Here is a 14575-nt window from a genome sequence, read left to right on the forward strand (position 1 = left end):
ATTTAAAATAATTATAATGAATACAAGTAAATTTACTGCAGTACTTTTATTTTTAACTGCGGTCGCATTTGGACAGCAGAAAATAACTGTCGAAAATGTTTTTAGCGGAACTTTCCGGGCAAAAGGGATGGATGAACTGCAATCGCTGAAAAATACAAATCAATATACTGTATTAAATGTTGATATGGCAAGCAGAAGCATGCAGATTGATTTATACGATTTTGCAACACTTAAAAAAGTATCGAATCTTATTGATACAAAAAACTACAAAGAACTTGCCGACGGAATTGACAGCTACACTTTTGATGCTTCGGAAAAAAAGATCTTAATTGCTTGTAATTCATCTAAAATTTTCCGTCACTCTTTTACTGCAGATTATTTCCTTTATGATATTGCAGCAAAATCTCTGACTAAATTGGTTGATTTTCAAATTCAAGAACCAACATTCTCACCTGATGGAACAAAAATTGCTTATGCGAAAGAAAACAACTTGTATATTTATGATGTTGCTTCAAAAAAATCTACAGCAGTTACAACAGACGGTAAGAAAAATGCGGTTATAAACGGTATTACGGATTGGGTTTACGAAGAAGAATTCGCTTTTGTGCGAGCATTTGACTGGAGTAAAGACAGTAAAAAATTAGCTTACATCCGTTTTGACGAGAGCCAAGTTCCAGAATTCTCGATGTCAATGTTTCATAAAGATTTGTACCCAACAATCGAAACGTTCAAATATCCTAAAGCCGGCGAAAAAAACTCACTAGTGTCATTGCATATTTATGATGCCGCTGGAAATACTTCTAAAAAAGTAGATTTAGGAAAATACAATGATTTCTACATTGCAAGAATGCAATGGACAAATGATGCTAATGTGCTTTCTGCACAAGTTTTAAATCGTCACCAAGATAACTTAGATTTATTGTTTGTTGATGGAAATACGGCTGCTGCAAAAGTGGTTTTAAATGAAAAAGATAAAGCTTACGTAGATGTTACAGATAATTTGACTTTCTTAAAAGACAACAGTTTTATCTGGACTAGCGAAAAAGACGGTTTTAATCATATTTATGTATATGATAAAAACGGAAAACTTAAAAATCAAGTGACAAAAGGAAACTGGGAAGTTGTTTCTTACTATGGTTTTGACGAAAAAACAAAAACTATTTTCTATCAATCTACAGAAAATGGTTCTATCAATAGAGATCTTTACAGAATTGGTTTAGACGGAAAAAATAAAGTACGTTTGTCTTCTAAAGTGGGGACAAGTGCAGCGACTTTTAGTCCAAATTTCCAATACTTCATTACAACTTTCTCAAGTAATACACAGCCTACAACGTATACTTTAAACGAGGCTAAAACAGGAAAAGAAATTCAGGTTATCGAAAACAATCAAGCTCTTGCTGATAAATTGAAAGCGTATAATCTTCCTTCAAAAGAGTATTTTGTTTTAAAAACGGCAAAAGGGAACGAATTGAATGCTTGGATTTTAAAACCAAAAGATTTTGATCCTTCAAAAAAATATCCTGTTTTCATGTTCCAATATTCTGGCCCAGGATCTCAGCAAGTAGCAAATCAATGGAATAATTCTAACGATTACTGGTTTCTTTCTTTAACGCAGCAAGGTTATATTGTAGCTTGTGTTGATGGAAGAGGTACTGGTTACAAAGGAGCTGATTTCAAAAAAGTGACTCAAAAAGAATTAGGGAAATATGAAGTTGAAGATCAGATCGATGCAGCAAAAGTAATGGGTGCTTATACGTATGTTGATGCTTCAAGAATTGGAATTTTCGGATGGAGCTACGGTGGATTTATGGCTTCTAACTGTATTTTCCAAGGAAATGACGTTTTCAAAATGGCAATTGCAGTTGCCCCAGTTACAAACTGGAGGTTCTATGACAGTGTTTATACAGAAAGATACATGCAAACTCCACAAGAAAATGCAAGTGGATACGATCAAAACTCTCCAATCAATCACGTTAGCAAATTGAAAGGTAAGTTCTTGTTGATTCATGGTTCTGGAGATGACAACGTTCATGTTCAAAACACGATGCAGATGATGGAAGCTTTAATTCAGGCAAATAAACAATTTGATTCTCAAATTTATCCAGATAAAGATCATGGTATTTATGGCGGAAACACTAGAATTCAGCTTTATAATAAAATGACCAACTTTATCAAGGAAAATTTATAATCTAAAATATTTAAAGCTAATTAAATAGACAATAATATGGGAGAAACTCAAGTAAAAACTGCGCATCCAAAAGGGCTTTGGGTATTGTTTGGAACGGAGATGTGGGAGCGGTTCAATTTTTATGGAATGCGAGCTTTATTGACTTTATTTCTTGTAAATTCATTATTAATGAAAGAAGAGGAAGCATCATTAATTTATGGAGGTTTTCTCGGACTTTGTTATTTGACACCAATGTTAGGAGGTTTTGTTGCCGATCGTTATTTAGGAAACAGAAACTGTATTATTTTGGGAGGTTTGCTTATGGCGATTGGACAAATGCTTTTGTTTACAAGTGGAAGTGTTTTCGAATCTAATTTAGGTCTGGCAAAAATCATTATGTACTCTGCACTTGGTGTAATTGTTTTTGGAAACGGATTCTTCAAACCAAACATTTCTAGTATGGTTGGAAGTTTATATCCGAAACAGGAAAAAACAAAATTAGATAGTGCATTTACTATTTTCTATATGGGTATTAACATCGGAGCTTTTTTAGGTCAGTCAATCTGTCCTTTATTGGGAGATGTTAAAGATGCAGGAGGAATTAGAGATATCCACGCTTTCAGATGGGGATTCATGGCGGCTTCTGTTGCAATGTTATTAGGGACAATACTTTTTTACTTCTTAAAAAATAAATACGTTGTTTCTCCAGAAGGGAAAGCTTTAGGAGGACTTCCTTCTAAAAATGATGCTTCAGATTTTGAAGAAGGAGAAGCGCAAACAGCAAATTTTTCTACTAAAGCTTTAATTAGCGCAGGAATCGCATTTGTCGCTTTAGGATTCTTTTTCCATTATGTTGTAGGTCAGAACTTGATTTATACTTTGATTTATTCAAGTGGTTTGGCACTAGCAGGATTGATTATTTCTGATACTTCTTTGACTAAGATCGAAAGAGATAGAATTATTGTAATTTACATTGTTTCGTTCTTTATTATTTTCTTTTGGGCTGCGTTTGAACAAGCTGGTTCTTCTTTAACATTTATTGCTGATAATCAAACAGACCGACACTTCTTTGGTTGGGCAATGCCTCCATCAATGGTTCAAATTTTTAATGGAATGTTTGTTGTGTTTTTGGCTGTTCCATTTAGTGTTCTTTGGGACACGTTAAGAGCTAAAGGAAAAGAGCCTATTTCTCCAGTAAAATTGGCGGCTGGATTAGTAATCATCTCGGTTAGCTTCTTTATGATTGCAACTCAAGTTTCTTACATCGGAACTTCTGGACTTTTATTAGTAAAATGGTTGATCTTATTATATTTCTTAAATACATGTGCAGAATTATGTTTATCTCCAATTGGTTTGTCATTGGTTGGTAAATTATCTCCAAAACGTTTCGCATCATTATTATACGGAGTATTCTTTTTATCAAATGCATCTGGATATGCATTAGGAGGAACTCTAGGTTCTATCTTACCAGCAACGGGTGATAAATTTGCAAAAGCAAAAGAACTTGGAATAGATTTGCAAGCAGTTTTAGATAAAAAAATAACACTTTCAGCAGACCAATTGGCTTTGTTGGATCATCATCAAATTAGTGCGCAAAATCCAATTTTTGCAGGATTCGAAATCCATAATTTATATGAGTTTTTTATGGTTTTTGTTGTCTTGACAGGTATTGCGGCAATCTTATTATTTGCTTTAACACCACTATTGAAAAAATTAATGCACGGTGTTAGATAAATGGAAAACAATATTACTTTAGAAGAAATTCAAAATTTTAAAGGCAAGTACCCAAAACAATTGTGGTACTTGTTTTTGGTTGAAATGTGGGAGCGTTTTTGCTTCTACGGAATGAGAGGAGTTTTAGCTTTTTTTATGGTAGACCAATTGGGTTTATTAGAAGGAAAAGCAAATTTGCAATACGGGGCAATTCAAGCTTTTGTATATGCGTTTACCTTTATTGGCGGAATTTTTGCCGATAAAATTTTAGGTTTTAAAAAATCGCTTCTTTTTGGTGGAATTGTCATGATTCTTGGGAATTTGCTTATTGCAGCTTCGCCGCATGATTTCTTTTACTATGGGATAACGCTTTCTATCATAGGAACAGGGTTCTTTAAACCAAATGTTTCATCAATGGTAGGTGAGTTATATCACGAAAGCGACGGTCGCAGAGATGCCGGCTACGGATTGTTTTATGCAGGAATTAATATTGGAGGTATGCTTGGTGGTGCAATTCCTATTTATTTAGGAAAAAACTATTCTTGGAGCCTTTGTTTTCTTTCTGCGGCTATTGTTATGATTATTGGGGTTATTACTTTTCTTTTAACCAAAAAACATTTAGCGCCAATTGGAAATTCTCCATTAGAAAATCATGAACCTAAAAAACGTAATCTTTATGAGATCGGTGTTTATGTAGGTTCTTTTGTTGTAATTCCGTTAGTATATATAATGGTTATTAATTCTGATTTTACAGAATACTTTATGTATACTATGGGAATAGTGGCGTTAGGTTATTTTGCCTATGAACTGATAATGTTGAAGGATGCGAAGCAGCAACGAAAACTTTTGGCTGCATTTGTATTCATTTTTGGATATTTTATGTTTATGGCAATTTCTGAGCAATCAGGAGGTTCTTTGTCTTTGTTTGCAAAAGACAATTTGTCTAACAAAATGCTGTTTTTCCATATTGATCCAAATGTGGTAAATAATAGTATTAACTCTTTGTATGTTGTTATTTTCAGTCCGTTAGTTGGATTGTTGTGGATATTTATGGCTAAAAGAAAAATCGAACCTAATACGGTTATTAAGTTTGGTTTGTCATTTGTTTTGCTTGCTGCAGGTTTCTTTGTCTTCTACAGCGCAAGATTTTTTGTAGATGAAAAAGGATTAAGCTCTCTAGATGTATTTGCTTTGGGATATCTTGTATATACGCTTGGAGAATTGTGTATCGGGCCTATTGGAATGTCAGTAATTACAAAATTATCGCCAAAAAGATTGTTTGGAATGATGATGGGATTATGGTTTCTGTCTAGTGCATTCGGTCAGTTTGCTGCAGGAAAATTAGGAGCAGAAATATCTGATGCCAATACAGGAACAACATTAATGTCTAAGCTTATAGCATATACAGACGGATATTATCAATTAGCATTATATTCTTTAATTGCTGGAGTTGTTTTAATTGTTGCTACACCGCTAATCAGAAGATTAATGCAGGAAGTTAAATAATTATATTGGTAATCACTTTTTGTGTAAATTTGTTTAAAATTTCCCATTATGAAAAAAATAGTACTTATTGCTTTGTTTTTAATTGGTGCTGTAAATATTCAGGCACAAGAGTTAAAATGGTATACAGATGTTAGAGAAGCAATTAATGTTAGTAATAAGGAACAAAAGCCTATGCTGATGTTTTTTACTGGCAGTGATTGGTGTGGTTGGTGTATTCGTTTGCAAAATGAAGTTTTGAAAACTGTTGAGTTTAAAAAATGGGCTACAGATAATGTAGTTTTAGTAGAATTAGATTATCCTAGAGCTGTTGCGCAAACTCCAGAACTTAAGAGTCAAAATAACGAATTGCAACAAGCTTTCGGTATTCAAGGGTTTCCTACTATTTTCTTTACAAGTGCGGAAACGAAAGATGGAAGAGTTAATTTTAAAGGTCTAGGTAAAACTGGATATGTTGCCGGCGGACCATCTGCTTGGTTAACCGTTGCAGAAGGAATTGTACATCCTAAAAAATTATAAATTTTTATTTAAAAATATTGAAAAGCCTCTTACATTGTAAGAGGCTTTTTTTTTGGTGTTTAGTAGGAAAAATTATTTATAAATTTATGATCAATTGAGTATTTTGTATTTTATTATATGTAAAAAAACACATAATGTATTTTTTATCCCAATAAAAATTGGATAATTAAAATATAATGTTAATTTCGTCTTGCTAATCTAACCAAAACCAATTTATATGACTAAAAAATTACTTATCCTACTGTTTTTTTTAGGTTCATTTATGACGCAAGCCCAAAATCTAGCATGGAGAACAAACATGACTGATGCTATTGCGATAAGTAATGACCAGAAAAAACCAATGTTGATTTTATTCACTGCCTCAGGTGTACCAGAAAATCTCCAAAATGAAATCTTTAAAACGCCCGATTTTGCTGTTTGGTCACGTGATAACGTGGTCTTAGTAAAATTAGATTTGTCTGATATGAATGCTTCAGATAGCGACCGCGAACAAAATGTGAAATTAAAAAATGCATTTGGGGTTCAAGATCTTCCAGAAGTATGCTTTGCAATGGCATCGGTAAGAAAAAACAAAACAACATTTAGTGCTTTAGGAAAAATAGCCTACAAACCTGGAGGAGCAAAAGCTTGGATTGCAGAATCAAATGCAATTTTACATCCAGCAGAATAGTAAACGATTTCATTCGACTTTTATTTTAATTTTTTTTAGTCCCCTTCTGTTTTCCAGAAGGGGATTTTTTTATGCTCAAAATTGCCATCATGAATTTGATTATTTTTATTAGTGTTTATTTCACATTTATTAAAAAAACAACTAATTATTATTAATTTGATTTTAATGCTTACAAGTTGGTTTTTAATCTATTAAAATCTTTATCGGATTCTGTTTTTGTATTATTTTAGTTTTATTAACATAACCAAAATCAAAATTATATGCCAAAAAAATTACTTATCCTACTACTGTTTTTATTTCCGTATTATATGAATAGCCAAAATATAATATGGAAGACAGATATCAATGATGCTGTAGCTGCAAGCGCAGAAAAGAGAAAACCGCTGCTTATTTTCTTTACTAGTCAAGGTGTAAATCCTCAGCTGCAAAATGAAATCTTTTCTACTCGCGATTTTGAAGAGTGGTCTCGCAAGAATGTTATTTTGGTAAAATTGGATCTTTCTGATTCCTCTATTTCTGATGCGGCTAAGGAGCAAAATTTAAGACTAAAAAATGCTTTTGGTGTCGAAGAAATTCCACAAGTCTGTTTTTCTGAGGTTACCAGTAGAAAAGGAAAAACAAATTTTAATAAATTAGGCCTCATTGGCTATAAAGCTTCAGGTGTTAAATCATGGATTTCTGAATCAGATTTAATTTTAAATCCAGAATAAATTATAATTTATAATATCCCTTTTCTTTTGTGGAATGAAAAGGGATATTTTTTTTGAGACAGCTATTTTTCCAATATTTCTGAATCGAGTTCGAATTTGATCCGTCTGTAATAACAATTTTTGGATGAAGATTTTCTAGCAATCGATCCAGATTTATTTTGGAGTTTTGCGTAAGAACTAAAATATCAGGATTAACCTTTTCTGGAAAAACTTTAGTGCTGTCAATTATTAGAATCTTGTTGTTTTTAAAATAAAGTACATTTCTAATTTCTTTAGTTTTAGATTGCGAAATCGAGTTTCCTACGAGATACGAACTTATATTTCTATTATTTTCGGGAAGAGTGACTCCTGTAAAAAGCGTAAGATTTTTTCCTAAACGTTCAGAAATAAGCGTATTATTTTTTTCGTTGTAAATAATAAGTTCTTCTTCATTTTCTGTTTCTATTTTGGTTAAAATAAAAGAAAGCTGAATTGTTATAATTGAAGCAAAGACAAAAAGCAACTTATTAAAACTTGGTTTTTTAATCCAAATGATTGTGCCAATTATAAACAATGAAAAGGCCCAAAAATGATACAAATTAAAGCTGATGTTTCGAATGACGAAAGAATCTACAGAAGCTACAGCATGAATCATGAGATTGAGGAGATAGATGCTTTTCTCAAAAATCAGCGTGATAAATAATGGAGGACTGGCGAAAATGGCAATAATCATGACTACAATTCCAGCAATCATGATAAAAGATAAGACAGGAAGGATGATAATATTGGTAACAAAAAACAATCCTGGAAATTGGTGGAAATAATACAAACATAAAGGCAATGTGCCAATTTGAGCTGCGAATGAAACTGTTAGAGCTTCCCAAATATAAATCGTGAGTTTGTTCTTTGGATTATAGATGTTTTTTAAAATAGGCTGTAGCCAAAGAATGAAAAACAAAGCGATGTAACTTAATTGAAAACCAACATCAAATAAGAAATAGGGTTCAAAAAGCAAAATTAGTAAAATGGAAACTAATAAAGTGTGATAGATATTTCCATTTCTGCGCAAATGATTTCCAATCGCTAGGAAAGAAAACATGACTACAGATCTTAAAACAGAAGGAGATAAGCCAGAAATTATGGCAAAGCCAGCTAAAGAAACAAGAATGGAAGTTAGTTTAAAGAAGGAACCTTTTTTTGTATTTGGAATTGGTTTGAGAATATAAGTGATAAAGAGCATTATAAAACCCACGTGGAGGCCCGAAACAGATAAGATGTGTGTTGCTCCAGAATATTGATAATCCTGAATGATATCCTGAGAAATCTCTTGTTGCTGGCCTAGAATTAATGCCAAAGCAACATTCATTTCCGTTTGATTGAAATTTGATTCTTTGAGATTGGAGATTATTCTAGAATGCAATTTGGCGCAATAATACCAAATGTCTTTTTGAATCGTTTTGCTAACTAAAATTTCTTTTTTCTGGCAGTAAATCTGAGCGTAGATTTGTTTGTTGGCCAAATATCGACTGTAATCAAACTGATTGGGATTTTTACTTGGTTTATTTTGCTGTAAAACCGTTTGCAATTTAATGTTGTTTCCTACAATCAAACGGCTGTTAGTACTGTCTTTCTGAACGTTTACAATTACCTTTCCTGAATAATTTTTTCCTGAAATTGTTTTTATCAAACCAATATAGCGATCGCTGTAATCGTTGCTTTTTAATTTTTCTCTAAGAATTAAAGTAATAGGTTGTTTTCGCTCAAATGCAGCTTGGAAGTGTGTGTAATTGTTCTTTTGAAGGTTTTCAGTATGGCTTAAAAGTGTAAAAGTTCCAATGCAAAAGGCTAAAGCATAACTTGAAAGGCCAAAGAAAATCGATTTTCTGTTTCGTTTTAAATTCCAAATGGAAGCTCCACAAAATGCGGTAAAACTTAACAAAAGAAAAAAAATAATAATTGAAATGGAGAGATGCAGATAATATGATGCAATTATGCCAAGTATAAAGGCAATTGCAATTTTTACTAACGGAAAATCGAATACTTTCATGGTTTAAAAGTATTAAATTTTGTAAGAAAAATAATAAAAAAATATATTTTTTATGGAAGAACTCTGTTTACTTGCTCAAAAGAGTTTTTGTAATAAGGTTCTTTGGTAGAGGAAATAATTACACCCTTGGAAGTAGAAGAATGTACAAACTTGATTTCATCAGAGTTAACTTCTGTAATCAATCCGACATGATTGATTTGTCGGCTTTTATTGGTTTTAAAGAATATTAAATCACCTTTTTTGGCATCGTTTAACGGAATCACTTTGCCAATTTTTGCCTGATCATAAGAACTTCTAGGAAGCTCGATATTTTCACTTTTAAAAGTGGTGTAAACAAGTCCAGAACAGTCAAATCCACTTTTTGTAGTTCCTCCAGCTTTGTAGCGCACGCCAATATTATCGGTTGCTTTTTCGATAAGATTGTTAGTCAGAGCTTTGTTTTCTCTTTTAGATTCGTTTTTTGTACTGCTTTTTGATACCGCTGTTGAAGTCGATTTACAAGATGCAAAAGCGATTGCCAAAAGCAGAAAAAGGATTATTCTTTTCAAAATCAATTAATTATTTTGTTTCAAATCGGCAACAATGAGTTTTGCTGTGTTCTTACTTGCTCCAACTCCGCCTAATTTTTCTTCTAATATATCGTAATTATGCAGCACTTTATTGCGATGATTAGGCTCTAATAATTTTTGAAGTTCTTCTTTAATTCGTTTTTTGTTGCAATCTCCTTGAATTAATTCGGTTACAACTTCTTGATCCATAATTAGATTGACAAGAGAAATGTATTTTAATGTAATAATGCGTTTAGCAATCTGGTACGAAACTTCGCTTCCTTTATAGCAAACTACTTCAGGCACTTTAAAAAGAGCGGTTTCAAGCGTTGCTGTTCCAGAAGTTACTAGAGCAGCTGTTGCGGACCGTAATAAACTGTATGTTTTGTTCGAAACAAATGCAATATTTTTATTTTTTAAAAATTGCTGATAGAATTCGTATTCTTGGCTTGGTGCACCTGCAATTACAAATTCATAATCCTGAAAATCGTCAACAACGCTCAACATTACGCTCAGCATTTTGGTAATTTCCTGTTTACGGCTTCCTGGCAGAACAGCAATAATTGGTTTTTCACCCAAATTATTTTCTTTTCTAAACAAAGTTTCATCAAAAGGAGGCTGATTCTGAATGGCATCAATAAGCGGATGTCCAACAAAATCTACTGGAAAATGATGTTTGTCTTCGTAAAAGCTTTTTTCGAAAGGCAAAATAACATACATCTTATCAACGTCTTGTTTGATTGCCTTGATTCGGTTTTCTTTCCAAGCCCAAATTTGTGGAGAAATATAATAATGGGTTTTGTAGTTCAATGCTTTTGCCCATTTTGCAATTCGCATATTAAAACCAGGATAATCAATAAAAATAATTACATCGGGTTGAAACTCCAAGATGTCTTTTTTGCAGATTTTAATATTGTTTAAAATGGTTTTTAAATTGAAAATCACCTCAATAAAGCCCATAAAAGCCAGATCACGATAGTGTTTTACTAGAGTTCCGCCTGCTTTTTGCATTAAATCTCCGCCCCAAAATCTTATTTCTGCTTCTGGATCTTCGACATACAATGCCTTCATTAAATTAGAACCATGTAAATCTCCAGAGGCTTCTCCTGCAATTATGTAATACTTCATGTTGGTTTTTTTGTAAATGTGCTATGTTGTAATTCCATAATAATGACAACATAGCAAAGATAGGATTTAAATAACTAATGTCGAAATTGCCAAAACAATCACGGCTAAAATTACGCCTCTAGCCATAAACTCTTTGTTTCTTTTTAGCAGAATAGCAAAAACAGCAAGATCTAGAAGCGTTCCTAAAGTGATTATTTTTCCAAGGTATCCGTGTTCTCTAATAATTCCAAGTCCAGAAGAAATATCAAATGTTGTGAAAAAAGAGATAAATAAATAACTTCCTAAAAGTGCTGTAAAAATTCCGATTAAAAAACCGATAAGTATTTCTTTAGCCATTTAATTTCCAAGTGTTAAGTTGTTGAATAGAGTGGTGGGCAGTCAAATCAAATTGAACTGGAACGACAGAAATGTATCCGTTTGCCAATGCCCATTCGTCGGTATCTTCGCCTTTATCTTCATTGACAAATTTTCCGGCAAGCCAATAATAGTCTTTTCCAAATGGGGTTTGTCTTTTTTCAAATTTCTGTGCATAGTAGGCTTTCGCTTGACGACAGACTTTAATTCCTTTTATTTCGGATTCCTTTAGTTTTGGAAAATTCACGTTTAAAACCACTCCAAGAGGTAGTTTATTGGCTAAGGTTTCTAAAGTTATTTTTTTTACGAAGGATTTTATAGGTTCAAAATCGGCATTCCAATCAAAATCTAAAAGAGAAAATCCGATGGCAGGGATACCTTCGATTCCAGCTTCTACAGCAGCACTCATGGTTCCAGAATAAATGACATTGATGGAAGAATTTGATCCGTGGTTTATTCCAGAAACGCACAGATCCGGTTTACGTTTCAAGATTTCGTTTACTGCCAGTTTTACACAATCTACAGGAGTTCCAGAGCAGCTGTATTCTGCAATTGCATCATTGTCTTTGGAAATTTTATCAATAAACAACGTATTGTTGACGGTTATGGCGTGACCCATGGCGCTTTGCGGTTTGTCTGGGGCAACAACAATGACATCGCCAATGGTTTCCATGACGCTAATAAGAGCCCTAATTCCGGGAGCCAAAACTCCATCATCGTTAGTTACTAATATAAGTGGTTTTTCAATTTTCATTTAATAAATATTATGTGTAATTTTAACAATTGTAAGATTTTAAAAACGAATTTAGTCACAGATTCTTTGGTATTAGTCACAAAAACTGCAAAATTTGTCAACTAAGGTAAAGAACTTTTTTGCGAATTAAACATTTTTATATCTTTAACAAAAAATTATCGTGACGTTAGCTCTCGTGGCATAGTTTTTAACGTAACTTAGATAAAAAAATTGATGAATGCTATTATAAAGTTTATGAAAAGAAATTATAAGATACTCATAGCCGTATTGTGCTTATCGCTTACCTTGTTTGCATTTAAGATGAATGCCGATAGGACAATCGACCCAGATCCGAACAAAGACAAGACACTTTTAGAATTGTTAGCATTTGTTATTGAAAAAGGACATTATAGTCCAGCAGAAATAAATGATGAATTTTCTAAAGGTATTTTCAAGGATTATATTGATGCTCTAGACCCTTCAAAAAGATTTTTCCTTCAGTCTGATATTGACGAATTCAAGCAGTATGAATTAATGCTGGATGATCAGTTTTTAAATAAGGATATTACGTTTTTTAACCTTACTTATACCAGGCTGATGAAGCGTATGGAAGAGAGTAAAAAACGTTATAAAACAATTTTAAGTCAGCCATTTAACTACAATGTAGATGAGACTTTTGATGCGGATTATGAAAAAATTCCGTATGCAAAAAACTTGACTGAAATTAATGAAAGATGGAGAAAACAAATCAAATTATCGACTCTTTCGTCTTTAGTTACCAAACAAAAAATTGAAGAAGAAAAGAAGAAAAAAGATCCAGCTTACAAAGAAAAATCTTTTGAAACTTTAGAAAAAGAAACTCGCGAAAGTTCTTTAAAATCACTGGATGATAATTTTAGTGTAATTAAAGATTTGAATAGAGACTACTGGTTTTCTGTGTATTTAAATTCTATCATGGCTCGTTTTGATCCGCACACAAGCTATTTTGCGCCAGAAGAAAAAGATCGTTTTGATGTAAATATAAGCGGTAAATTGGAAGGTATTGGAGCTCGTTTAACTAAGAAAAATGATTTTACTCAAATTGATGAGTTAATTTCTGGAGGTCCAGCTTGGAAAGGAAAACAATTGGAAGCAGGAGATTTAATCTTGAAAGTTGCTCAAGGAAATGAAGAGCCTGTTGATGTTGTGGGAATGCGTTTGGATGATGTTGTGAAGAAAATTAAAGGTCATAAAGGAACTGAAGTAAAACTGACAGTTAAAAAAGTAGACGGTTCTATTAAAGTGATTTCTATCATTCGTGATGTTGTTGAAATCGAAGAAACGTATGCTAAGTCTAGTGTTGTTGAGAAAAATGGTTTAAAATATGGGGTTATTTATCTTCCTAAATTTTATATCGATTTTGAAAACAAAGATGGACGTGATGCAGGAAAAGATATTGCTAAAGAAGTAGAAAGATTGAAACAAGAGAATGTTAATGGTATTGTTTTAGACGTTCGCGATGATGGCGGAGGATCTCTTTCTACAGTAGTTGATATTGCAGGTTTATTTATTGAAGAAGGGCCAATTGTTCAGGTAAAATCGGCTGGCAAAAAGAAAGAAGTTTTATACGATAAAGATAAAAAAATCGAATGGGATGGGCCATTGGTTATCATGGTAAACAGCTTTTCTGCTTCGGCATCTGAGATTTTAGCGGCGGCAATTCAGGATTACAAACGTGGTGTAATTATCGGAAGTAAACAAACCTACGGTAAAGGAACTGTGCAAAATGTGCTAGATTTGAATCAGTTTGTACGTAATGCAAACTATGGAGATCTTGGAGCATTGAAAATTACAGGACAAAAATTCTATAGAATTAACGGAGGTTCTACTCAATTAGAAGGCGTTCATAGTGATGTGGTTATGCCAGATCGTTATGCCTACTTAAAAATGGGTGAGAGAGATATTGACAATGCAATGCCTTGGGATAAAATTGATCCAGCAGATTATAGCACTTGGAATTCTAATGAAAATTTTGCTAAAGCGATTAATAACAGTAAAAACAGAATTGCTCAAAATCCTCAATTTAAATTAATTGATGATAATGCGAAATGGATTGATGTTAAGAACAAGGAAAACGTTTACAGCTTGAATATTAAGAGTTTTAAAGCAACACAAGAACAAGTTGAAAACGAAGGAAAAAAATACAAACCAATCTCTGATTACAAAAATGATTTAATTTTTAAATCATTGCCATATGAACAGGATGAAATGAAAGCTGATGCTTCTTTAAAAGAGAAAAGAGATGCATGGCACCAAGCTTTATCTAAAGATGTTTATGTAGAAGAAGCTTTAAATGTATTGGATGATTTGCAATCTAAAAGTTTGGTAAAAAATACAGTGAATCCTAAAATGAAAAAGGACAAACTAGTGAAGTCTTAAGTTCGAACAGAATTTAATTTGTTAAAAACGCTCTATAAATTTTTGAATTTATGGAGCGTTTTTTTGTAAGTTTAACTTATAAAAAT

Annotated in this window: 12 protein-coding genes; 7 read left to right on the forward strand and 5 right to left on the reverse strand. The window is 32.7% G+C overall.

The window, feature by feature from the left end; translation table 11 throughout:
* Positions 1-16 precede the first annotated feature (16 nt).
* The 6 genes from ABTV69_RS06885 to ABTV69_RS06910 all read left to right on the forward strand — a co-directional run bounded on the left by ABTV69_RS06885 (position 17) and on the right by ABTV69_RS06910 (position 7282).
* Positions 17-2188, forward strand: a complete 2172-nt coding sequence (locus ABTV69_RS06885; protein ID WP_433834892.1) for a S9 family peptidase — start codon at positions 17-19, stop codon at positions 2186-2188.
* A 36-nt stretch (positions 2189-2224) separates the two neighbouring features.
* Positions 2225-3901: a peptide MFS transporter gene (locus tag ABTV69_RS06890; protein ID WP_433834893.1), complete on the forward strand. Its 1677-nt coding sequence runs from the start codon at positions 2225-2227 to the stop codon at positions 3899-3901.
* A complete protein-coding gene (locus ABTV69_RS06895; protein ID WP_433834894.1) occupies positions 3902-5386 on the forward strand; it encodes a peptide MFS transporter in 1485 nt (494 codons plus the stop codon).
* A 48-nt stretch (positions 5387-5434) separates the two neighbouring features.
* A complete protein-coding gene (locus ABTV69_RS06900) occupies positions 5435-5902 on the forward strand; it encodes a thioredoxin family protein (protein WP_433834895.1) in 468 nt (155 codons plus the stop codon).
* Positions 5903-6119: 217 nt separating this feature from the next.
* Positions 6120-6572 (forward strand): thioredoxin family protein, encoded by a 453-nt coding sequence (locus tag ABTV69_RS06905; RefSeq protein ID WP_294958964.1) that lies wholly within the window; start codon positions 6120-6122, stop codon positions 6570-6572.
* Between the two features lie 260 nt (positions 6573-6832).
* Positions 6833-7282, forward strand: a complete 450-nt coding sequence (locus tag ABTV69_RS06910) for a thioredoxin family protein (protein WP_433834896.1) — start codon at positions 6833-6835, stop codon at positions 7280-7282.
* A 1-nt stretch (position 7283) separates the two neighbouring features.
* Here ABTV69_RS06910 and ABTV69_RS06915 read toward each other — a convergent pair whose 3' ends face one another.
* The 5 genes from ABTV69_RS06915 to surE form a co-directional block, all read right to left on the reverse strand.
* Positions 7284-9308, reverse strand: a complete 2025-nt coding sequence (locus tag ABTV69_RS06915) for a ComEC/Rec2 family competence protein (protein WP_433834897.1) — start codon at positions 9306-9308, stop codon at positions 7284-7286.
* Positions 9309-9358: 50 nt separating this feature from the next.
* The gene (locus tag ABTV69_RS06920; protein ID WP_433834898.1) at positions 9359-9856 is read right to left on the reverse strand and encodes a C40 family peptidase; all 498 of its coding nucleotides are present in this window, start codon (positions 9854-9856) and stop codon (positions 9359-9361) included.
* A gap of 6 nt (positions 9857-9862) precedes the next feature.
* Positions 9863-10984 (reverse strand): lipid-A-disaccharide synthase, encoded by a 1122-nt coding sequence (gene lpxB / locus ABTV69_RS06925; protein ID WP_433834899.1) that lies wholly within the window; start codon positions 10982-10984, stop codon positions 9863-9865.
* Positions 10985-11050: 66 nt separating this feature from the next.
* Entirely contained in the window at positions 11051-11320 is a 270-nt protein-coding gene (locus ABTV69_RS06930) for a hypothetical protein (protein ID WP_433834900.1), read from the reverse strand.
* The gene (surE, locus tag ABTV69_RS06935) at positions 11313-12092 is read right to left on the reverse strand and encodes a 5'/3'-nucleotidase SurE (RefSeq protein WP_433834901.1); all 780 of its coding nucleotides are present in this window, start codon (positions 12090-12092) and stop codon (positions 11313-11315) included. Before surE ends, ABTV69_RS06930 begins: the two co-directional genes overlap by 8 nt.
* A gap of 213 nt (positions 12093-12305) precedes the next feature.
* Here surE and ABTV69_RS06940 point away from each other — a divergent pair, with 213 nt between their 5' ends.
* Positions 12306-14489 carry a carboxy terminal-processing peptidase gene (locus ABTV69_RS06940; protein ID WP_433834902.1) on the forward strand — a complete coding sequence of 728 codons (2184 nt, stop codon included), beginning with the start codon at positions 12306-12308 and terminating at the stop codon, positions 14487-14489.
* The last annotated feature ends 86 nt before the right edge of the window (positions 14490-14575 follow it).

Origin of the sequence: Flavobacterium anhuiense (genome assembly GCF_050990855.1) — a bacterium.
In the GTDB taxonomy this organism is placed as follows: Bacteria; Bacteroidota; Bacteroidia; order Flavobacteriales; family Flavobacteriaceae; genus Flavobacterium; species Flavobacterium anhuiense_C.